Here is a 20,487-nt window from a genome sequence, read left to right on the forward strand (position 1 = left end):
ATATAGTTATAATAAGTGTAAAAATACACTATTTGTTAATCTGGAGGGAATTATGAGGTTATTTGGAGCGATTGTAGTTGTATTCGTTTTTGGATTTATTGGATTCTATGGAACCATTATTCTAACAATTTCAAGATCTTCTGAATTTTATCCTATTTTTACACCGATTGTGGTACTTGGTTTGATCGTTATCTCGATACTCGGTATTTATGATCAATTGAAGAAAAAGGTAGTAAAACGAATCTCAATCGGATTTCTGGCTCTGGCTATATGTGCGATGAGCGGTTTTGAAGGATATCAATATTATTTAAAAAGTCTGGAAGTGGTAAGTACGCAAGATGTAGATTTATCTCAATTTCTTCCGTTTGTTGAAAATTCAAAGGTTGTAACGTTAGATGAAGCTTCCACGTTTCAAATTGAGGAAAATCTTCCAACACTTGATGGGGCGACAGCTCTTTATCCGGTTTATGCGGGATTTGTTCAAGCCGTTTACCCGGAAAAAGATTATTCATTAGATGAAAGTGAAGTTGTTTCAACTCAAACGAGTTATGCGTTCGAGCGTTTAGTTAATGATAAGGTTGATATGGTTTTTATGGCTCACCCGTCTGAGGAACAAATGGAATATGCTAGACTTCAAGGAGTAGAACTAACTCTAACACCGATTGGAAGAGAAGCATTTGTGTTTTTCGTTCACAAAGACAATCCAGTGGAAGAGCTATCTGTTGAGGAGATTCGAGGAATTTATGCAGGAGAAATCACCAATTGGAAGGAAGTAGGAGGGAAAGACGAAGAAATCCGAGCCTTCCAACGGCCAGAAGGAAGTGGCAGTCAATCAGCGTTAATCAATTTTATGGGGGACACGCCCATCATGGATCCGCCATCAAAGGATATCGTCTCAGGTATGGGAGGCATCATTCGGGAAACGAGTAATTATCAAAACCGTCCGAACGCTATCGGTTACTCTTTCAGACATTTTTCTGAGGAGATGGTGCAGAATGGGAAAATAAAGAATATTGCCGTTAATGGAGTGCTGCCAACAAAAGAAAATATTAAGAACGAAACGTATCCAATTGTCGCCAATTTCTTCGCTATTACAGGTAACAGCCAAAACCCTCATCTTGGAGACTTTATTCAATGGATACAATCAGAGCAGGGGCAGGAAATTGTTGAGAGATCGGGGTATGTTCCGGTAGAGTAGTTTTATCCTGTATCAAAGTTTTTATAGCTTAATAGTTCCTGAAATTAGGGTTTAGGTGTCATAAAAAGTATTTTATGACACCAAATCTCACTAAACTAAAGGTACAGGAGTCATAAAGAGGTGGTTATGACTCGAGGGACCATGAATTTAGGGGGAGAAGTGTTATTAGTTTATTTTTATAACTTTATATTCAACTTAATAGGGATTAATGAACCATAAATGACTACAAGTAAAACATAGTGTTTATTAATACGTAGTTGTAATTGATATACTATTATCAATTAAACTTGCTTTTAATTCTTAACTTGATAACAGGAAGTGGTTTCAATCATCAGTGCAATCATTTTGTTTATATGTGCAGGAGTAGCTGAAATAGGCGGTGGCTACTTAATCTGGCTTTGGCTACGAGAGGGGAAACCTGCGTATTGGGGGATAGCTGGTGGAATCGCATTAGCTCTTTATGGTGTGATTGCCGCATTTCAATCTTTCCCGTCCTTTGGAAGAGTCTACGCCGCTTATGGAGGTGTGTTTATCGTCCTTTCCGTTTTGTGGGGATGGGGAGTGGATAAAAAAACACCTGATTTATATGATTGGGTAGGCGCTGCAATCTGCTTACTAGGTGCTTCCATTATCTTATTCGCCCCTCGTCAATAAGAAAGCGTATTGCTTAGACCACTGCAATACGCTTTTTCCTTGTTGAAAGTAATTATTTTGTTAAATTTTTTATCATTAAAACATGAGGAATGTCTGCTTCCATAAAAACATCGGAGGCGGTGTGATAGCCCAGTTTTTTATAAAAGCCTTCCGCTTGTGTTTGTCCGTGCAATTTTGCGTGTGTCATGCCTTTTTCAAGGGCGATCTCTTCCAGTGCTGAAATAATTATTTTTCCTAGTCCATATTTCCGGTAATCTTCTAATATACAAATTCTTTCTAATTTGCCAAAGTGATCGACAAATCTTACGCGTCCAGTACCTACGGCCTCTTCTTGATAATAGACTAAAATATGTTCACAATTTGCCTCTAAAGTATCATACTGATCAAACTCTTCTTCTAGTGGCACACCTTGTTCCTCAACAAAAACCTTTTCTCTAATGGAAAAAGCTTTTTGTAAGTCTTCTTGATGGGTAATACTTTTTGAAAACATGTTCTCATTCCTTTTCATGATTGTTAAAATTTAAATATAACGAATATTAAGTTAAGTACTTTGCGTGACCGTCACATGTACTGATGAGGTCAATTTTAAAAAGAAGGAAAGGAAAAAACTGACCAATAAAATACAGCCTAATACACTAAAGGATAGCACGTAAACTCCAGTATTTATTAAGGACAATGCTAAAATGGGTCCAGTACTCGCACCAACAAATAAAATAAAGGCATTGAATGAAACGGCACTGCCTCTGGCATGGCCGGCTAGTTGGCTAACAATGGAGATAACAATCGGGTTGGCTGTCGCTATTCCTAATACAAAAATGACACTGGCAAAAATAATTAATGGGAGGGATGGGCATACTCCTATTCCAAACAATCCGGCAGCAGCAAGAGCCAATCCTATTTTCAGAGTCAAAGTTGTTCCTAGTTTTTGTGCCAGTCTTCCGGCAAATAGTGATAATAGCATTCCGATGATACCAGCGGCACGAACATATAAGATTTCTTTTTCTGTTAGACCAAACTGATTTGACAGATAGCTTCCTAGAATCGTATACATACCAACTAATGATAACAGTAGGGAGAATGTAATACAAAAGGCCAGTAGAAGCTGTGTTTGTTTTCCTAATAAGGTCATTTTTTTGAAAGCTTCAAGCATATGTACATGAGGTCTCGTCATCTCATCTTTTGGTAAAAAGACAATAATTAGTATCAGTGTAAGGAAATAAAGAATTCCTAGCAAGAAAAATATAGCCTGCCAGCCCCAAAATTCATTTACAAGTCCACTATACACTTGCCCCACAACTCCAGCCATTAAAAGTCCTGAACTAACAAATCCAACAGCGGTTAACCTTTTTTCTGCTGGAAACATTTCACCTGCATACACCAAAGAAATAGGAGCAAAGGCAGCAGAAATAAGTCCTTGTAACCCTCTCAGTATCAGTAGAATGTAAAAATTATCTACAAAACCTATAGCAAAAGTGATCACTGTTAAAAGACTAATGCTCGTAACAAAAAATATTTTTCGCCCATAACGATCAGAAAATGGACCGTAGAGTAAACATCCAATTGCATAACAAATGGAATAGGAACTTGCGAGCCAAGCCACTTGAGTAACACTTTTGTGAAAAGTATCCGACATGACGGTGGTTAAAGGGATGGTCACATACATACTACATAACACGACTAACCCACACCAGAACAAGATGGTTGTCATTAGGGGATAGTTATAAGATCGTTTGTTTGGCTGTGTCATTTCATGAACCTCCTGTTCACAATTTGGATAAAAATTAAACTAATAATTGTAGTAGTTAAACCGATATACATAGTGACATTATTAAAATAGATCATCTTGGAGGGCTCAACTTGCTGAAAAAATTTGTATCACTAAAAATAAGAACGAAACTTATATTGTTTTCGTTAGGTATTCTTTTATTACCATCAACCATTATCGGTACGCTTGCGTATTCAAGTGCCAAGCAGGAAATCGAAAAACAAATGATGTCTACTTCCATAGAAAGTATTATGTTACTAGACTCATTTATTACAAGTTCCATTAGTTTAAAAGTACATGATGCGGAGTTTTTTGCCAAAACGGTCACATCTGCGTTAGTTAACGGCGAAGATAGCCCCGAATTACGAAAGAAATTAGAACAATATTCAAATCTACATCCTGAAACAGTAAGTATTTATTTAGGGACAACTGATGGTTTGATGATTCAAAATCCGAAAAAAGAATTAGCTGCAGATTATGACCCTCGACAACGTCCGTGGTACCAAGAAGCTATGGCAAATAAAGGACAGGTAATCATAACGGATCCGTATGAAGCATCTTCAGGTGGAATGGTCATTACTATAGCAAGAACAACAGATGACGGCAGTGGTGTTATCGGAATTAACTTAATGATAGGGAATATTACACAGTCAGCAAGTAAAATTAAAATTGGAAATGAAGGCTATGTGATTCTTCTTGGAAGAGAAAAGAATATGATCTATCACCCTACGGTGGAAGCAGGAACCTTAGCTGAAGAAGATCATTATCAGCTTATGTACAAGGACAACAAGGGAGAATTTGACTATCAATTAGACTCCCAAGATAAAAAGATGAGCTTTACAACAAATGAACTTACAGGCTGGAAAATCGGTGGCACGATGTATACTAGTGAAATAAAAGATAGTGCCTCACCAATTTTTAACAAAACATTAATCACCGTGGTGATTGCACTAATAGTCGGTACTGTCGTAACGTTCTTCATCATCCGTTCCATTGTAGAACCAATTCGTCGTTTAGTTGGCAGCACATTGGCGATAAGCGAAGGGGACCTAACACACGAGATTGAAGTTAAAGGCAAAGATGAGATTGCAGAGTTGGCTGTTTCATTCAAAAATATGACTGACAATCTAAAAGAAATCATTACCCAAGTGGATATGAACACAGAGCAAGTAGCGGCTGCAGCAGAAGAATTAACGGCATCATCTGATGAAACAACGATCGCTACCAAACAGGTTGCATACTCTATCCAACAAGTGGCAAGTGGTGCGGAAAGTCAAACAATCGGAATCGATAAAACGGTATGTACGATGAATGAAATTAGTCAAGGTATGGAAACCATGACAACCAACTTTATTCAAGTAAATGCACTCACACAACAAGCGGTGAAACATGCTGAAGAAGGCGGAGAGTCGGTTCAACATACGGTAGCCCAAATGAACGAGATTCATAGGCAAGTAGAAAGTTCAGATGTGATTATTAAATCACTTTACGACCGTTCGAAGCAAGTAAATGAGATTATTGGTGTGATTAGTGATATTTCTAATCAAACGAACTTGTTAGCGTTAAATGCTGCAATCGAAGCAGCAAGAGCAGGTGAGCAAGGGAAAGGCTTTGCCGTAGTGGCTGATGAAGTCCGTAAACTCGCTGACCAATCTCAAAGCTCAGCAAGCAAAATAGCCGAACTAATTCAAGCAATTCAAGAAGATACCGAGAAATCGGTAGAAACGATGCAGCTCGCAACAAAGAGTGTGCAAGACGGAATACTTGTATCCAATAAAACGATTGAGAAGTTTGACGAGATTTTAAATGGGGTAAGAGTCATGGCACCTCAAATTGAAGAAGTATCACAAATAGCGGAACAAATTACAGCAGAAATCAAAAATGTAACAGACACATCTTATGAATTATCTGAAATCGCAAAGGAAAACGCGTCCTCTTCAGAAAATGTGGCCGCGTCCACTGAGGAACAACTCGCGTCTCTTGAAGAAGTAAGCTTATCAGCCAAATCACTATCAGAAATGGCCGAAAACCTTCAGGAACTCGTTAGAAAGTTTAAGATATAATATTGGAAGGAGTCCTAAAAATATTTTAGGGCTCCTATTTTATGTTGGACATCCCTCTATACAAAAGAACGGGGAGATACATAAACTGTGAGTAACATGAAAATAAGGAGGGGATTATGTGCCTTGTTACCCAGGTTATCGTTATTGTGGTCCTGGCTGTAGTGGACCAGGCCGTCCCGTCAATCAACTAGACGCACTCTGTATGAAGCATGACGCCTGTCTTCGTCGCTATGGATCACATCGAGTGTGTGACGAAATATTTATGAAACGAATGAGACCTATTAGGAATCAACGGAACAGAATGGGAAGAGATGCCGGTATAATGAATGGTTTTATGAACCTAAAACGAATGTTTTTAAGCTAACTGAGGAAATAAGAAAATCCCTTACGAATGAGTAAGGGATTTTCAGATTATGCTTCTTGATGAAGTGGATTTGTATTTTTGTTAAATGCTTTGCGAATGATAGGCAGTACATAATAATCTAAACCAAATCTTCCTGCGTTGTAACCGGCTACGATAAGAACGAAGCCCATTAGAATATCAGTTGGGTTATGAGATACGGTTCCAGCAAGGACGAAAGCAAAGTTCATTAGTACTCCGAAAAAGGCAGCTGCAGTAGTGAAGCATCCAAGGATTAAACCTAAACCAACTAAGAATTCTCCCCAAGGTACTAAGAAGTTGAATAAATCAATATTTGGTAATGCGACGCCTTCTAGGAAAGATACATACCAACCATACACAACACCATCTGGACCTGCTACCGGATTAGCGATTGCTCCTTTTAAAAATCCTGCAGCATCAAAGCCACCACTAGTTAATTTTCCCCAGCCAGCGGTCATCCAAGCAAACCCGAGGTATACACGTAAAACTGTTAATAGACCAGCAACAATTTTGTTTTCTCTTAATAATTGATTAAACATAAATGATTCCTTCTTTCGAATAAATGTTTTTGTGTTTCTATATTCATAATATACACCGTGGTTATATAGAAAAACATAGGTTTGTGATGTTGTTCACAAAGTGTTAAAAGCTTATTGAATAAAATGTGAACACAAGGAAAACAGCCGGTACAGTGATGTGATTCCGATAATTTTTATAAAATAGTAGATTTATTTTTATATAAATGTTTAACAAATAGTATAAAGGGTATATATCTATGAAATCTCATTTTATCAACTAGGAGGGGATGTTCTTTGGAAGGAACAAAGGTCGTACATAGAAATCAAGATTACATAATTATGCACGATTACAAGAACGGAATGGTAGAAATACGCAATAGAAATTATAAGTTTGATATCCGATTGGTTTCTATTCATGAGCTACTTTTTTCTAGTGGACAACAAGAAGGGTACGGCCAAACGGGTTGATAATGCGATTTTGGGAAGCCTTTACGCACAAAAAGCGTAAAGGCTTTTTTCCTTTTATTTCAGAAACCACTTTAATTTTTTCAAACCATCCTTCACATTCGGATAGCGGAAGGGTAGATCAAATTTCGTTGTTTGCTTTAAAACACTTTTACGATGAGAAAACGTATCAAAGCTTCCTTTTCCATGGTACGCACCTATTCCGCTTGAACCTACTCCACCAAAAGGCAGATAAGGAGAGGCGAGATGATAGACGGTATCATTGATACAGCCACCTCCGAAAGAAATATGATGTAATACCTCTTGTTGTACGCTCTCATTCTCAGAGAAAAGATAAAGTGCTAAAGGATTCGGGTGTTTATGTATACCATCAATAACCTCTGAAATCTCACGATACGGAAGGACAGGTAGGATCGGACCAAATATTTCATCCTGCATAATGGAATCATCCCATGTGATTCCTGTCAAAACAGTCGGTTCAATCGTGAGTGTTTCCTCATTTGAAGCACCACCCATGAACGTATCTCCATTATTCAAAAAGGGGAGCAATCGATCAAAATGTCGTTTGCTCACGATACGCGTGTAATCAGGATTTTTAAGTGCTTTTTCCCCATACAGCTCATGAGTTGCCAACTGAAATTCCTGTAAAAACTCATCTCTTATGCTCTCATGAACATACAAGTAATCAGGTGCTACACAGGTTTGACCAGCATTAATAAATTTCCCCCACGCAATTCGTTTGGCAGCGAGCTTTAAATTCGCATCGTGATGGACGATACAAGGGCTTTTTCCTCCTAACTCGAGTGTAACGGGTGTCAGATTTTTGGCTGCCGCCTCCATAATGACTTTCCCAACAGGAACGCTTCCGGTAAAGAAAATGTAGTCAACATCCTCTGCAAGAAGTGCTTGACTTGCTTCGACACCGCCTTCCACTACGGCAATATATTCTTCTGGAAAAAGTTCAGTAATAATTTTTCTTAACAATGCAGAGGTTTTAGGTGTTAACTCCGAAGGTTTTAAAATCGCACAGTTCCCCGCAGCAATGGCTCCCATAAGTGGAGCAATCGCCAGTTGAAACGGATAATTCCATGGCGCAATAATGAGAGCGACACCGTATGGCTCTGAGTAAATATAGCTGGTCGATCCAATATGGCTAACAGGTGTTTTTACTTTTTCTGGCTTGACCCAGTCGCTTATTTTCTTAAGAGTAAAACGAATTTCTTCAAGGACGACCCCAATTTCGGTTGCGTACGCTTCAAATTCGGATTTATTTAAATCCTCTTTTAAGGTGTGAAAAAGGGACTGTTCATTTTTACGAATGGCCTCCCGAAGTGCTTCTAATGCCTGAATTCGATAGGACAATTCTTTTGTTTTTCCAGAACGAAAAAACGCTTTTTGTTTTAATATGAGTGAGTGGTAGTTCTCCATATGTGCAACTCCTAATTATTCCTTAATCATTTCATATAATCTAAACAAATCGTGTTTGTCTAATATTTTTGGAACTGGATATAGCGGATTTGCTTCACGAAACGCACGATCCACCATGATCGGAAGGTCTTGATTCAGTAGACAATCGAATGTATTTGGGATATTCATGTCCCGGTTTAGTTTTTTAATCGCTTCAATAAATTTTTGGGCTTTAAGAGAGTCCGTTTCTTTTGCTGTGGTAATGCCGATCAAATCAGCTAATTCTGCTAACGGTTGATGCACGCTCTCTCCATAATACTCTAGCACATAAGGGAGGATTATGGCATTCGCTAGGCCATGGGGTACTGAGTAGAATCCGCCTAATGTATGTGCGATGGCGTGAACATAGCCAACATACGCACGTGTGAACGCAATCCCAGCCAAATACGACGCCTTTTGCATGTTTTTACGAGCCACAATATTCGATCCATTCGAATACGCCTCATATAGATTTTCAAAAATTAATTGAACTGCCTCTCTGCTGCATTGAATGGTTTCCTCTGTATTGCTTCTGCCAATGTATGCTTCGATCGCATGAGTGAGTGCATCCATTCCTGTCGTCGAGGTTATATGAGGGGGAAGCTTGACGGTAAGCATCGGATCCAGAACGGCCAGATCCGGAATCAACACATGGTCATTAATGGCATATTTTTCGTGTGTTTGACTGTTTGAAATGACCGCAGCTACCGTTGCTTCGCTCCCTGTACCAGAAGTCGTTGGTACCGCAATGAGTGGAGGAGTCGGCTTTCTTACTTTCAGCTGTCCCTTCATTTCAGGTATCGTTTTACCTGGTCGTGCGACTCGAGCCGCCACTCCTTTTGCACAGTCAATCGGAGAGCCACCCCCAAAGCCGATAATCCCATGACATTGATGGTCTTTATATAACTGTAAGGCTTCTTCAATATTATCTATCGTAGGATTAGGTACGGTTTCGTCATAAATAACATAGTCAATTTCTTTCCCTTCTAACCCAGCAAGTAAACGATCAAGCAAACTAATGGATGTAATCCCTTTATCTGTCACAATTAAAACGCTCCCAATTCCTTTCAGTTTCAGGAGTGGGGGAAGCTTGATCAGACTGTTTTCTCCTTCTAAAAGCTCAGGCTGTCTCCAATCAAAAAAGGGAGCAGCAGTTTTATAGGCGAACTGGTACATTCGACAATAGAGGTTGTACATCGCAATTTCCTCATTTCTATAAAAGGTCTACTATTATTAAATGAGGAAATATTTGGAGAAATACCTAAAATCTCCAAGCCTGTTTTAGCAATTGCACACCTAAATGGATTTGTTCAATTGATAGATTACTAAAACCAAACTTAAGTACGGTTCCCTGTTGATTTGTTACATAGTAATTGGATGTAGGATACACTTTCACTCCGTGTGTAAGAGCTTGTTGAATCAATTGTTCTTCCTTTGTTGGTCCTCGAAATCTAATTAGTACATATAATCCTGATTGGGAACCAATGATTTCGATCTTATCTCCGAATGTATCCTGCAAGCAGGTGACAAGCATGTGCATCTTCCGTTTGTAGGTGGTTCGCATTTTCCGAATATGTGAATCCCAAAACCCATGTTCCATGAAGCGTGCCATCGTTCGCTGATGAATGCTCGAGGTACCTTGTTCGAGTCCGGAGAATAGCTTTACATAAGGTTTGATTAGGAAAGAGGGCAATACCATATAACTTAAACGAATCGAAGGAATAAATGCTTTGGAAAAAGTACCAACGTAAATCACACGCGCACTTGGCTGTAAGGATAATAAGGCTGGAATCGGTTGTTGCTTGTAGCGAAATTCACTATCATAATCATCTTCTATAATAAAACCATTCTGTGTTTCTGCCCATTTCAGTAATTGCTGACGTTCTGGAACAGGCATGGTGACACCGGTTGGAAACTGGTGGGACGGAGTGATGTATACAAGCTTGGAGTCCGTTTTTTCAAGCTGTTCAAGTGAAAGTCCTTTTGCACCGACTTCTATGGGATAAAGGTGATAACCATGAAGTTGAAAAACTACCCGAGCTCCGTCATAGCCAGGATTTTCTACTGCAATGCTAGAATAATCTTTTTTGAGAAAAAGTGACAAATGCATCAAAAGCTGCTGCGTGCTGCTGCCGATGATGATCTGTTCCGGTGTGGCTTGGATTCCTCTTGACTGAAGTAAGTAGCTGGAAAGTTGACTTCTAAGTAGAGGATCACCTTGAACTTCTCCGTATGTATAGACCATGTCTTCCTTTAACACGTCGTTACTACATCTTCGCCAAGCTTTTAAGGGGAAAGCCTGTTGATCTACGGTTCCGGCACGGAAATTCACTTTAATCGGTGTCTCACTATTACGGAGATTATTCTCTATTTGAAGTGATGGCTGTAAATCAATGGGCTCAAACGCTTCGACAAAGTATCCTTTTTTTTCTTCACTTTTTATATAACCCTCTGCTACTAACTGTTCGTACGCAATAAGAGTCGTGTTTCGGCTCACATGCAAAATCATAGCTAACTGTCGAATGGACGGAAGCTTCGTATCTTTTGGAAGGACTCCTTCTTCTATAAGAGATCGAATTTGTTCATAAATTTGTTTATATTTAGGACTTTTATCATTTAGTTGTAGGACTAACTCTTTCATCTAGAACTCCTAACTGACATGTGAAATTGATAAAAACTGTTCCTTTTATTATGTCAGATTGCTTGTAAGATATAAATAGATTTAGTGAAAAGAAGGGAAGAGGAATATGGATATTATTAAGGCAGATATAACTTCACTAGAGCAAATAACCCCATTATTCGATGCCTACCGGATGTTTTACGAACAAACTAGCAATCATGAAGCCGCAAGACAATTTATTCAAGAAAGAATAGTAAATCAAGAGTCGGTCATTTTTCTAGCGATGGAAGGAGAAACCGCAGTTGGATTCGCGCAGCTGTATCCAACCTTTTCGTCTGTTGGTATGAAAAAAGGGTACATCCTAAACGATTTGTATGTGGATGGAACCTATAGAAAGAAAGGTATAGGAAGAGCAATAGTAGAGGAAGTTTTTCAGTTTTGTATAGAGAGAAATGCACGTTTTGTTCAATTAGAGACGGCACCAGATAATGTTCAGGCTAGGACCTTATACGAAAAGATGGGAATGCAAATATCAAATGATTATGATTGTTATGTGAAAATGTTCTAGAAATAAGTGAAAAGTGAACCAAAGCTTGGAAACAGAGCTTGGTTTTTTTTATTTATTTTTAACAGTGATAATAGTGCAGACATGTTATTATATATCTACTAATGGTAAAAATTTGAGGAGGGGGAAGTTATCTTTAAATTATAAAGTACATATTTGAGTATGGAATAGAAGCCAGGAGGGAAAATGATGCTTACGTCACCAATCGCAAAATTTCGGTTCATGGGTCTGTTAGAAGGTTTATCTCTGCTCATCTTGATATTCATTGCTATGCCCCTTAAATACTTCGCGGGTTTTCCTGAAGTAGTCACATTTGTTGGTTCCATTCACGGTATGTTATTTGTCATGTATGTGTTTACGATTGCGTATGTCACTATTAAAATTAGATGGTCTTTTGTATGGATTACATCGGCATTTGCTGTTGCGTTTATTCCTTTCGGTAATCTTGTCCTTGATGCAAAACTTCGTAAGTCACGTTACAGTTAATTTGTACTAGATTCCTTTGCGCGCGGTTACAATAAACATTTCTACAAGAGTGGCTGCCAATCATGGTAGCTTTTTTATATTTGATTGCTTAAATGGGAGTTCTTTTTACGATTGCGATAACTTAATCATTATTTTTTCTAAGGGTTCTTGTTCAGTTGATGATCTCACAATCGTTGCAATTTCAGAAAGTATTTTTTGACATTGCTCGGCCTCTTTCGCTAAAGATACGAGATACTTTAGATCGCTGTAAGTTAATTCACTTACTAAAGCTTCCCATTTGTACCCATCCTCGTAATCTCGCAAAATCCCTTCCACGTTCCCTATCACAGAATTCTTCATAGTACGCATTGGAACTCCTCCTTGATGATTCATTTTATTTAATTATAAAAGAGGAACATGAAGTTAGTTTGAACGTTGTGTAAATTTCATGAAATTGGTTTTAAATAAAAACAGAGGATAGTACGTGCCAAAAATTAGAGTATAATAATCAAAAAAGAAGAAGCGAGGAAAAGTGATGACAGACAGAATAACAAAAACATGTTCACAGTCCAGAGTGATTAAGACAAGCAGGGTATTTCCACTCGATACCAATAACCATGGGACATTATTTGGTGGGAAATTGATGAGCATGATCGACGATGTCGCATCCATTTCTGCCTCAAGGCATGCACGATGTGAGATCGTGACTGCTTCAACCGATTCGGTTGATTTCCTATTTCCCATCCAAAAGGATCATTCAGTTTGCTTGGAATCTTATGTCACATGGGTCGGGAAATCTTCTATGGAAGTGTTCGTCAAAGTGATCTCAGAGAATCTGATGACAGGGGAAAGGCAATTAGCTGCAACATCATTCCTAACGTTCGTGGCCCTTTCTAAAGAAGGAAAAGCATTGACGGTACCCTATGTAAAACCTGTAAGTGAAGAAGAAATCATGATGAATGAAAGTGCACCGATGAGGGCGGAAAATCGAAAGAAAAGAAGAGAACATAGCAGAACATTAGGGGAAAAAATCAATGTGAACGTTCCTTGGGGTTGATAATTATTTTGCCTAGTTATAAAAGGACTCTCAACCAAAAAAGGTTAAGAGTCTTTTTAAGATTTATTGGTTGTTTTCTAACATGGAGATGACGATTTGAGCTTTATTGGTCAGGTTCAGTTTCCCAGCAGAAGAAAGATAGGTTTCATTATTCTTCTTGTTGATCTCATTTAAGAATTTTTCCAGGAATTCGATTGCATTGTTCTCTGAGCCTTTTTCTAAATGATGGTTTGCCTGTTTAAGAGAGTTTTCTAGCTGGTTGCTTAGCGGAGCAGTTAACTCCTGGTTCGCTTGAAGCTCAGTCAACTCCGTCTCTAACGCTGTTAGGACTCCAGGCATGATAAATTCTGGGGCTGGAACCTTGGACCAGTCAGTATCACTTCCGAAGTAGAAGCTTGTATAAGAAGGCTGATTATACGTCGTACTTTGTCTAGCAACCTCTGCTCGATATTGAGTATCATGCATAAGCGTGTATAATTTATGGTCGGTTACCTCTGTACTCATGTACATTCTGATAGCAGAGCTATCGGCAGTGCGTACGAGTAATTCTTCTCTCCAGTCACCAAAAATATCAGCTACTAAGCTTGGGTTTCCTTTTGTTCCATTATTAGTTCTGGTTCCTTCAGCGGTGAGAACGGTCCCTTTTTTCCAATCTTGAATCGTAGGTGTAACGTCAAGCGCACCATCCACAATTTGTGTCGTCATATCGGCAGACCACTTGATGTTCATGTTTGTACCAGGGGCACTAGAACCTAGCTTTTGACCGGCTGCTGTCCATAAGCCCACACCTGTATTCGCCCAAGTTTCTAAGCCAGGCTGGGCAGGATCAATATCTCCGACCATTCCTCGGCCAGTATCACGGCCAGTATAACCACCGTATATTAATTCACCTGTTTTGGCATCTCGTAGTGAATACCCGTAAGGTGCCCAAGTTCCACCTTCGTGAACCATATAAATCTCCATTCCCGGACGGTTCGGATCAATATCGGTCACATGCATGGCATCTCCATGTCCAAGTCTAGCGGTCTCTCCGGGAATTGCACTTCCTTCAGGCATTTCATCCATAGAACTATATAATAAGGATCCATCATGATCAATCGTGGCACTTCCATAGACGATTTCTTGCTTGCCATCACCGTCCACATCAGCCGAACTTAGGGAGTGAGCTCCTTGAGTGGTGAGAGTACCATACTCTGGGTCCGTACCGTCTACGCCATGAGGACTATCGTTAAATGGGTTAGACATCGGTGTCCAGCCACTGTCCACGGCCCAGTGTTCTTTTAAATTTTTGCCATCCCAGCTGTATGTAACTAGATTGGACCTTGTATAATATCCACGTGCAAATACGGCAAAAGGTTTTTCCCCATCTAGATAAGCAACGGTAGATAGGAATCGATCCACACGGTTACCAGGTTCAATTCTAGCCATCGCATAATCTCCCCACATGAGACCATCATCATGTCTCTCTGGCTTGTAATCGATGGTATCCATTTCTTCACCTGTTTCCCCATTGAACACGGTTAAATATTCTGGACCTTTAACGATAAACCCTTCGAAGGCTCTTAAATTATTCCGAGTGCTTCTGCTTGGTGCATAAACATCCAGAAAAAAGTCAGTTAAACTTTGTGCATCTTCCTTAGATAATGGATAGCTATATTGTTTTTCTACTCCAAACGCTTCTTCAAGTGTACTTGGCCAATTGCCACTTTTGACTTCTTCATGTTCATGCCAATTCATAAACATGTTCACTACATGATTATAATAGTCATCACTGCTCATTCGGTAGTCATCTTGATTACTGTATCCTGCATCGATGTCTTTTTGAGGCATCGTAATGTATTTCTCTGAAGTCACCTGACCATTTTTATCATACTTCATGATCTTTGTACCTGGAGCTGTTTTGAACATCATCTCTGATTTGCCATCACCGTCAAAGTCATACACTAAAAATTGAGTGTAATGGGCACCTGACCGGATATTTACACCTAGATCAATTCGGTAGAGGAGGGTGCCATCCATTCGATAACTATCAATATACGTGTTTCCGGTATATCCAACCTGCGAGACATCCTTCGAATTGGAAGGGTCCCATTTTACAAAAAACTCATATTGGCCGTCGCCATCCACATCGCCGACACTCATATCATTAGCCGAATACGTATAGCTCTGACCAACTGGTGTGACACCGTCAGCTGGTTTGTTGAGCTTCAAATCGACGTAGGATTGCGTCCAAGGTGAAACAGAGGAACTTTGATCCAGTTCTTTTCCATTTAACACAGAACGAACGTAATACTTAGAAGTACTGCTGCCGTTAGGATCTAAAAAGTTTGTGCTATCCTCGACACTGGCTATAAATTTGCCATCGCGATACACATGAAAGTTGACACCTGTTAACCCCGTTTCTGAATAACCTGTCACTTCATTGCCCAACAATCTCCAGCTTACAAAAATGCCTTCTGAAGTGGTGGCTGCCACAAGTCCTCGGTCAAGATACTCTAATTGAACGCCTTGAACATTGTAGGGAATCTTGTTTTGCTGGGTTTTATCCGCAGCTACCGATGAAACACCTGATAAAAGAAGTGGTACGGCTAATGCACTGGTTAGAACTCTTCTACGTAGGGATGTTTTTTTCAAAATTATTAACCTCCTAGATTTTTTAGTAGTTGTACTCTCGTTGAATACGCTTACAAAAAAAGTCGATGCACCTCCATGAAATAGGTTAGTAGAAACACGTAACCAATTATATTTGAAATATTCTGAATAAAAAATGTAATATTCAGATGTTTTCATATAAAAATCAGTGTTGTTGGTATTTGTGGTGAAATGGGCCAAAGCGGAGGGCAAGGAAGCGGGTGGAGTCTGAATGAGGGGTGGATTTGGACAGAGAGGAGGGTAAGGGAAGGGGTGGAGTCTGAATGAGCGGTGGATTCGGACAGAGAGGAGGACAAGGGAGTGGGTGGAGTCTGAATGAGCGGTGGATTTGGACAGAGAGGAGGGTAAGGGAAGGGGTGAAGTCTGAATGAGCGATGGATTTGGACAGAGAAGAGGGTAAGGGAAGGGGTGTAGTCTGAATGAGCGGTGGATTTGGACAGAGAGGAGGGTAAGGGAGGGGGTGGAGTCTGAATGAGGGGTGGATTCGGACAGAGAAGCTTAGTTATTAAAAACATTCCACCCAAATCAGTAAATTCCATATTAGTAGGAATGTTACTTACCTTGGATAGATACATGTACGTTTTTCTGTTAGACAATCATAGGAATAAGAGCCTGTAAAAACAAAATTGGTCACAATTCTATTAAAAAATAAAGACTTAAATATGATTTGATTTTCTTGTATGGTTAAGAAATGAAAAGTAATTGAAAGATTTTGAGGTGTAGTATGTCAAAAACAATTAAAATTGATCGTCCAAAAGTCTCAACAGATTTGCCGCATGGTAATTTCCATGATGTTTTTTATGAAGAAGAAGCGGAGTTAGTAAACTGTTCGGTGATAAATTCCCAAGTAGAGAACGAGGAAATCGAAAGGCTGATTCTATCAAAAGTTATCTTTAGAAACGTTACGTTTATAAGCTGTTCCTTTATAAACATAGATGCAACCGATGTGGTTTTCGAGAATTGTAATATATCAAATGTTCGTTTTTGTGGAGGAAATCTACATCGAGTGGAGTTTAAAGAGAGCAAACTTTTGGGTTTAGATTTGTCTGATGCGATCTTAGGAAATGTTCTTTTTGAAAACTGTGATTTGAACTTTAGTAACTTTGCTGATACCCGTTTAAAACAAGTGAATTACGAGCAGTCAACATTGAGAAGTGCAAATTTTTTCAACTCAAAGTTTACTAAAGTAGGTCTTAACCGATGTGATCTGAATGATGTGGACTTTACCAATACAATTCTTAAAGGGGTTGATATTAGCACTTGTACGTTTGAACAGATCAATGTGTCGACCGAAAGTTTGGTGGGTTGCGAGGTTTCTTCAGATCAAGCAATTGGGTTTTCAAGATTATTAGGATTGAAGATTAAAGAGTAGTTATTCGTATTTGGCATATAAACATATTAAGTAAAATGGACACTATCTTCATTAAAGTACCTGTATCAAGTCATATTTGATACAGGTTTTTTTATATAGAAAAATATTTGGATATTCAGAGAAATGCTATTATAGTAATGAATATGAAATTCATGAAAGCCTAATGAAACTAGGAGAGGGTTATATGAGATGTGGTTCAAAATGCTTTCTGGTCACAATTGAAATGAATGGAGAAAAGCAAATCAAGCCAGTTACCGCGAGATCACCGGTGGACGCAAGAAAAACTATTCGAATGGAATACGGAGCAGAGGCACAGATTTTATCGGTAACAAAAGAGGAAAAGAAACGGTGAGGCTGAACGATAAGCACATTGAATTGCTGTCATCCAATAGGAGGTTTGCATGAAAACTTGGTCAAATCGCACAGTTTTGTGGTTATTCTTATGTATCATTTTTATATACTTAGTAGATTTATTTACGATAATGCCTAGTGTCACTTCAGGGAACGGGAATGTAGGACTTTTATTTTTATTACCAGCTCTTATTGTCTTTTTCTTTTTTGCAAGAAGTTTTTGGAGAATCTTAGGTAGCATTCAATTGAAATCAAGTACTTGGGTTCTGATACGCTTTGGGGGAATCACCCTTTTACTATTGTTTTGTTTTTTAGAATACCATTTTACTATAAACCTTATTAACAATTTAGGTGGTGCTCCAGGAAATGAGACCTCAAGAATCTATCGTTATCCTTGGTTAAATCAATATACAAATACCATTTTTATTAATTTTTATACACTAGGATTAATGGTTACTGGAGTTATTTTTATTAAATCTTTTGGTAGAAAACAAAATTAACTTCAAATAAAATGACTGGCCGTTTTTGGTCAGTCATTTTGGGTCTAATGTTTCAATTATTCAGTTATTTATTGAGAAAGGTACGGCGGTTTTTTGAAAATAAACGTTGATAGATGGTGAGATAACTGTCTAATCTTTGACTGATACGGATTGTATTTTGGCTGCCAAACCCTTCTTGCATTCCAGTGTAGATCAATTCACCACGGATAAGTTCAATTTTAATATATAAGTACACTTCATCATTTTCAAAAATAATCGGCGGCATATCAATGACTCCTATGGCTTTAATTTCTCTAGGTCGTATTAGTCTATTATTACATATTTTTAAAAGAAAAGGGAATATTTGATAGCAATTTTAATAAAATGTTTATTTTTTGTAAAGAAGTATCTTGCATCCTAAAAATTGAAAAAAAAGTAAAAGAATGATTGACATTCAACTAGGTTGAACCTTTATCCTAAAGATGTAAACCAAACAAAGGGAGTGGTTAGATGTATCGATGGGATGGAGGATTTATTATGGTGCACCCCGATCAATTTGAGGATGCCATTCAATGGTATCAGAAGGTATTTGGCTGGGAGTGTGTGGATCAAATCACTAGTTGGGTTGGAAAAAAAGGATTTATGAAGCTGCCTAGAGCTGGAATGGTGACGATAAAATCATTTGAAGGAGAGCATGTTCACTTACAGTCTCTAGAAAAAGAAGGAAAGGTTAGGCTCGGATTTGCCACGTATAATCTGGATCAAACACTTTCTTATTTGCAAGATAGAAAGATAGAGGCAACGGATATTAAGATGCTTCCGAACGGACAAAGATACTGTGATTTAGTAGCATTTGACAACACAAGGTTAACGTTAGTAGAGGAAAACAAAGGAGAGGACGAAATGGAGTATCCTCCATCAGGAGTTCTTGGTTTTGGCACAGTGAACTCCATTATTCATGTGAAGGATCCCAAATTTTCAGCCTCCTGGTATAAAGAGCATCTTGGATTTGTGATAGAGGAAATAGATGAGGAGAAAGGCTTTGCTCACCTCAAGACAGAGGATGCTTATGATAGAAATGTATTAAACGAATGTTTTTGGGATCATATTTGGCTTTTGAAAAGCGAAGACACTGTTACAAAGCCAAATGATAATCGAGTTAGAACCTATTACGACATCCGACCTGAGTTTGTTTTCGACGAATATCATAAGCTGATAAAAAATGGGTTGGAACCTTCTGAAATGGCGGGAGATCCAATAAATGGTTGGGGTGGTTTTCATTTTTATGATCCGGACAATAATCGTATTAATGTGTGGTCCTATAAGTAAAGGGAAGAAACTCGGGTGGAGGTACATATGAAGCATCTCACCATTAAGGATTTTTCAAAAAGTACAGGGTTACCTCCTAGTAAACTGAGATTCTATGATAAAAAAGAGTTGCTTCAACCATCCACACGTTTAGAAAATGGCTATCGTGTTTACACAATAGACCAGATTCATCTTGCGAAAATGGTTGATTCTTTAAGGCAAGCTGATATTACTATTGAAGAAATCAAACGTTATCTAGAAGCAGACGAACAGGAGAAGGCAGAGGTTTTGGCCAGTTGGAAAAAAGAGTTAGACAAAAAATTGGACGTATTGCTCGCTGCCAAAAAATATGTGGGAGGGATCATGGTTGAAAACTCCCACTCACTCCTTCTCTCAAAATGGGAAAAGGAAAAATGTTTTGTATGGCAGCGATTTGAAGCGGAGAAAAGACCTCACCCATTTCAAACCTATTTTCACCAAGCATTAAGGAGATTAGAGGATCTAGGAATATCTTGTTCAGAACAGGTATATGTGAAAACAGAGAAAATTACCAGGGATACTATTATTGGTGAGGTAGGTTTTGAGGTCGACTCAACTATTGTAGAGAGTGCCAGTTACCGATTGGAACGAGTTTCTCCCACCTTATTTGCGGTTTTGCGAAATTGTCGAGCAGACGACGAATTCCTTTGTTTTTCCTACATCCAGATGGTGATCCGTTATGGTTTCCAACCAGTCGGAACCAAGTTAGAGAGATATTCGAACATACATGCAGACACCTTTGATTTATTATTACCTTTAGTGAAATAGAAGGGTACATTTTTTTCTCAACTAAGGTATTAATATTTTTAAGTGAAAGAGTTATACTTTATACAGGTAAGTGAATGTCTATAAATCCATCTAAAAGGGGTAGAGTGAATGATTAACAAAGTTGGTCAAATCATGCTGTATGTTACTAACCAAGATGAGGCAAAAGCTTTTTGGACAGAAAAAGTAGGGTTTCAGGTCGTTTCTGAAGAAGATAACGGTCAAGGATTTAGATGGATTGAGGTTGCTCCAAAGGACGCTGAGACAAGTATCATTTTACATAACAAGGAATTTGTAGCGAAAATGTCACCTGAATTGAATTT

General features: G+C 38.7%; 23 protein-coding genes. 14 read left to right on the plus strand and 9 right to left on the minus strand.

The window, feature by feature from the left end; translation table 11 throughout:
- The first annotated feature begins 52 nt into the window (after positions 1 to 52).
- Entirely contained in the window at positions 53 to 1,198 is a 1,146-nt protein-coding gene (locus ACGLXV_RS00420; RefSeq protein WP_391557033.1) for a PstS family phosphate ABC transporter substrate-binding protein, read from the plus strand.
- A 327-nt stretch (positions 1,199 to 1,525) separates the two neighbouring features.
- A complete protein-coding gene (locus tag ACGLXV_RS00425) occupies positions 1,526 to 1,852 on the plus strand; it encodes a YnfA family protein (protein ID WP_391557052.1) in 327 nt (108 codons plus the stop codon).
- A 52-nt stretch (positions 1,853 to 1,904) separates the two neighbouring features.
- On the opposite strand, the gene ACGLXV_RS00430 is transcribed toward ACGLXV_RS00425, so the two are convergent.
- Positions 1,905 to 2,342: a GNAT family N-acetyltransferase gene (locus ACGLXV_RS00430; protein ID WP_391557034.1), complete on the minus strand. Its 438-nt coding sequence runs from the start codon at positions 2,340 to 2,342 to the stop codon at positions 1,905 to 1,907.
- Positions 2,343 to 2,393: 51 nt separating this feature from the next.
- Positions 2,394 to 3,599, minus strand: a complete 1,206-nt coding sequence (locus tag ACGLXV_RS00435; protein ID WP_391557035.1) for an MFS transporter — start codon at positions 3,597 to 3,599, stop codon at positions 2,394 to 2,396.
- 110 nt (positions 3,600 to 3,709) lie between these two features.
- On the opposite strand from ACGLXV_RS00435, the gene ACGLXV_RS00440 reads away from it, so the two are divergent.
- A complete protein-coding gene (locus ACGLXV_RS00440) occupies positions 3,710 to 5,680 on the plus strand; it encodes a methyl-accepting chemotaxis protein (RefSeq protein WP_391557036.1) in 1,971 nt (656 codons plus the stop codon).
- 118 nt (positions 5,681 to 5,798) lie between these two features.
- The gene (locus ACGLXV_RS00445) at positions 5,799 to 6,044 is read left to right on the plus strand and encodes a Parvovirus coat protein VP1-like protein (protein WP_391557037.1); all 246 of its coding nucleotides are present in this window, start codon (positions 5,799 to 5,801) and stop codon (positions 6,042 to 6,044) included.
- Positions 6,045 to 6,091: 47 nt separating this feature from the next.
- Here ACGLXV_RS00445 and ACGLXV_RS00450 read toward each other — a convergent pair whose 3' ends face one another.
- The gene (locus ACGLXV_RS00450) at positions 6,092 to 6,601 is read right to left on the minus strand and encodes a DoxX family membrane protein (RefSeq protein ID WP_391557038.1); all 510 of its coding nucleotides are present in this window, start codon (positions 6,599 to 6,601) and stop codon (positions 6,092 to 6,094) included.
- Between the two features lie 273 nt (positions 6,602 to 6,874).
- Between ACGLXV_RS00450 and ACGLXV_RS00455 the strand changes: the two genes are divergently transcribed.
- Positions 6,875 to 7,048, plus strand: a complete 174-nt coding sequence (locus ACGLXV_RS00455; RefSeq protein ID WP_162927734.1) for a hypothetical protein — start codon at positions 6,875 to 6,877, stop codon at positions 7,046 to 7,048.
- Positions 7,049 to 7,102: 54 nt separating this feature from the next.
- Here the strand turns inward: ACGLXV_RS00455 and ACGLXV_RS00460 are convergent, their stop codons facing one another.
- The 3 genes from ACGLXV_RS00460 to pdxR all read right to left on the minus strand — a co-directional run bounded on the left by ACGLXV_RS00460 (position 7,103) and on the right by pdxR (position 11,132).
- Complete coding sequence (locus ACGLXV_RS00460; protein WP_391557039.1) at positions 7,103 to 8,473, minus strand: aldehyde dehydrogenase; 1,371 nt, start codon at positions 8,471 to 8,473, stop codon at positions 7,103 to 7,105.
- A gap of 15 nt (positions 8,474 to 8,488) precedes the next feature.
- Positions 8,489 to 9,688: an iron-containing alcohol dehydrogenase gene (locus ACGLXV_RS00465; RefSeq protein ID WP_391557040.1), complete on the minus strand. Its 1,200-nt coding sequence runs from the start codon at positions 9,686 to 9,688 to the stop codon at positions 8,489 to 8,491.
- A 64-nt stretch (positions 9,689 to 9,752) separates the two neighbouring features.
- The gene (gene pdxR / locus ACGLXV_RS00470) at positions 9,753 to 11,132 is read right to left on the minus strand and encodes a MocR-like pyridoxine biosynthesis transcription factor PdxR (RefSeq protein WP_391557041.1); all 1,380 of its coding nucleotides are present in this window, start codon (positions 11,130 to 11,132) and stop codon (positions 9,753 to 9,755) included.
- A gap of 106 nt (positions 11,133 to 11,238) precedes the next feature.
- Here pdxR and ACGLXV_RS00475 point away from each other — a divergent pair, with 106 nt between their 5' ends.
- Positions 11,239 to 11,679: a GNAT family N-acetyltransferase gene (locus ACGLXV_RS00475; RefSeq protein WP_391557042.1), complete on the plus strand. Its 441-nt coding sequence runs from the start codon at positions 11,239 to 11,241 to the stop codon at positions 11,677 to 11,679.
- A 186-nt stretch (positions 11,680 to 11,865) separates the two neighbouring features.
- Positions 11,866 to 12,162, plus strand: a complete 297-nt coding sequence (locus ACGLXV_RS00480; RefSeq protein ID WP_119707966.1) for a DUF3817 domain-containing protein — start codon at positions 11,866 to 11,868, stop codon at positions 12,160 to 12,162.
- Positions 12,163 to 12,267: 105 nt separating this feature from the next.
- Here the strand turns inward: ACGLXV_RS00480 and ACGLXV_RS00485 are convergent, their stop codons facing one another.
- Positions 12,268 to 12,510 (minus strand): hypothetical protein, encoded by a 243-nt coding sequence (locus ACGLXV_RS00485; RefSeq protein WP_391557043.1) that lies wholly within the window; start codon positions 12,508 to 12,510, stop codon positions 12,268 to 12,270.
- Positions 12,511 to 12,676: 166 nt separating this feature from the next.
- Here ACGLXV_RS00485 and ACGLXV_RS00490 point away from each other — a divergent pair, with 166 nt between their 5' ends.
- Complete coding sequence (locus ACGLXV_RS00490; protein ID WP_119707968.1) at positions 12,677 to 13,198, plus strand: acyl-CoA thioesterase; 522 nt, start codon at positions 12,677 to 12,679, stop codon at positions 13,196 to 13,198.
- A 63-nt stretch (positions 13,199 to 13,261) separates the two neighbouring features.
- On the opposite strand, the gene ACGLXV_RS00495 is transcribed toward ACGLXV_RS00490, so the two are convergent.
- Positions 13,262 to 15,838: a rhamnogalacturonan lyase gene (locus tag ACGLXV_RS00495; RefSeq protein WP_483880578.1), complete on the minus strand. Its 2,577-nt coding sequence runs from the start codon at positions 15,836 to 15,838 to the stop codon at positions 13,262 to 13,264.
- 736 nt (positions 15,839 to 16,574) lie between these two features.
- Here ACGLXV_RS00495 and ACGLXV_RS00500 point away from each other — a divergent pair.
- The 3 genes from ACGLXV_RS00500 (at position 16,575) to ACGLXV_RS00510 (ending at position 18,073) form a co-directional block, all read left to right on the plus strand.
- Positions 16,575 to 17,222 (plus strand): pentapeptide repeat-containing protein, encoded by a 648-nt coding sequence (locus tag ACGLXV_RS00500; protein ID WP_391557045.1) that lies wholly within the window; start codon positions 16,575 to 16,577, stop codon positions 17,220 to 17,222.
- A gap of 184 nt (positions 17,223 to 17,406) precedes the next feature.
- Complete coding sequence (locus ACGLXV_RS00505; protein WP_162927735.1) at positions 17,407 to 17,574, plus strand: hypothetical protein; 168 nt, start codon at positions 17,407 to 17,409, stop codon at positions 17,572 to 17,574.
- 49 nt (positions 17,575 to 17,623) lie between these two features.
- On the plus strand, positions 17,624 to 18,073 hold the full coding sequence (locus ACGLXV_RS00510; protein WP_391557046.1) for a hypothetical protein: 450 nt from the start codon (positions 17,624 to 17,626) through the stop codon (positions 18,071 to 18,073).
- A 64-nt stretch (positions 18,074 to 18,137) separates the two neighbouring features.
- Here the strand turns inward: ACGLXV_RS00510 and ACGLXV_RS00515 are convergent, their stop codons facing one another.
- Positions 18,138 to 18,338: a Spo0E family sporulation regulatory protein-aspartic acid phosphatase gene (locus ACGLXV_RS00515; RefSeq protein ID WP_391557047.1), complete on the minus strand. Its 201-nt coding sequence runs from the start codon at positions 18,336 to 18,338 to the stop codon at positions 18,138 to 18,140.
- 224 nt (positions 18,339 to 18,562) lie between these two features.
- Here ACGLXV_RS00515 and ACGLXV_RS00520 point away from each other — a divergent pair, with 224 nt between their 5' ends.
- From ACGLXV_RS00520 to ACGLXV_RS00530, 3 genes are all read left to right on the plus strand, one after another.
- Entirely contained in the window at positions 18,563 to 19,381 is an 819-nt protein-coding gene (locus tag ACGLXV_RS00520; RefSeq protein WP_391557048.1) for a VOC family protein, read from the plus strand.
- A 27-nt stretch (positions 19,382 to 19,408) separates the two neighbouring features.
- On the plus strand, positions 19,409 to 20,167 hold the full coding sequence (locus ACGLXV_RS00525; protein WP_391557049.1) for a helix-turn-helix domain-containing protein: 759 nt from the start codon (positions 19,409 to 19,411) through the stop codon (positions 20,165 to 20,167).
- Between the two features lie 108 nt (positions 20,168 to 20,275).
- Positions 20,276 to 20,487, plus strand: a 212-nt coding sequence (locus tag ACGLXV_RS00530) for a VOC family protein (RefSeq protein WP_391557050.1), incomplete at its 3' end; no start/stop codon positions are given.

This window comes from Robertmurraya sp. (assembly GCF_036676585.1).
Lineage (GTDB): Bacteria > Bacillota > Bacilli > Bacillales > Cytobacillaceae > Robertmurraya_A.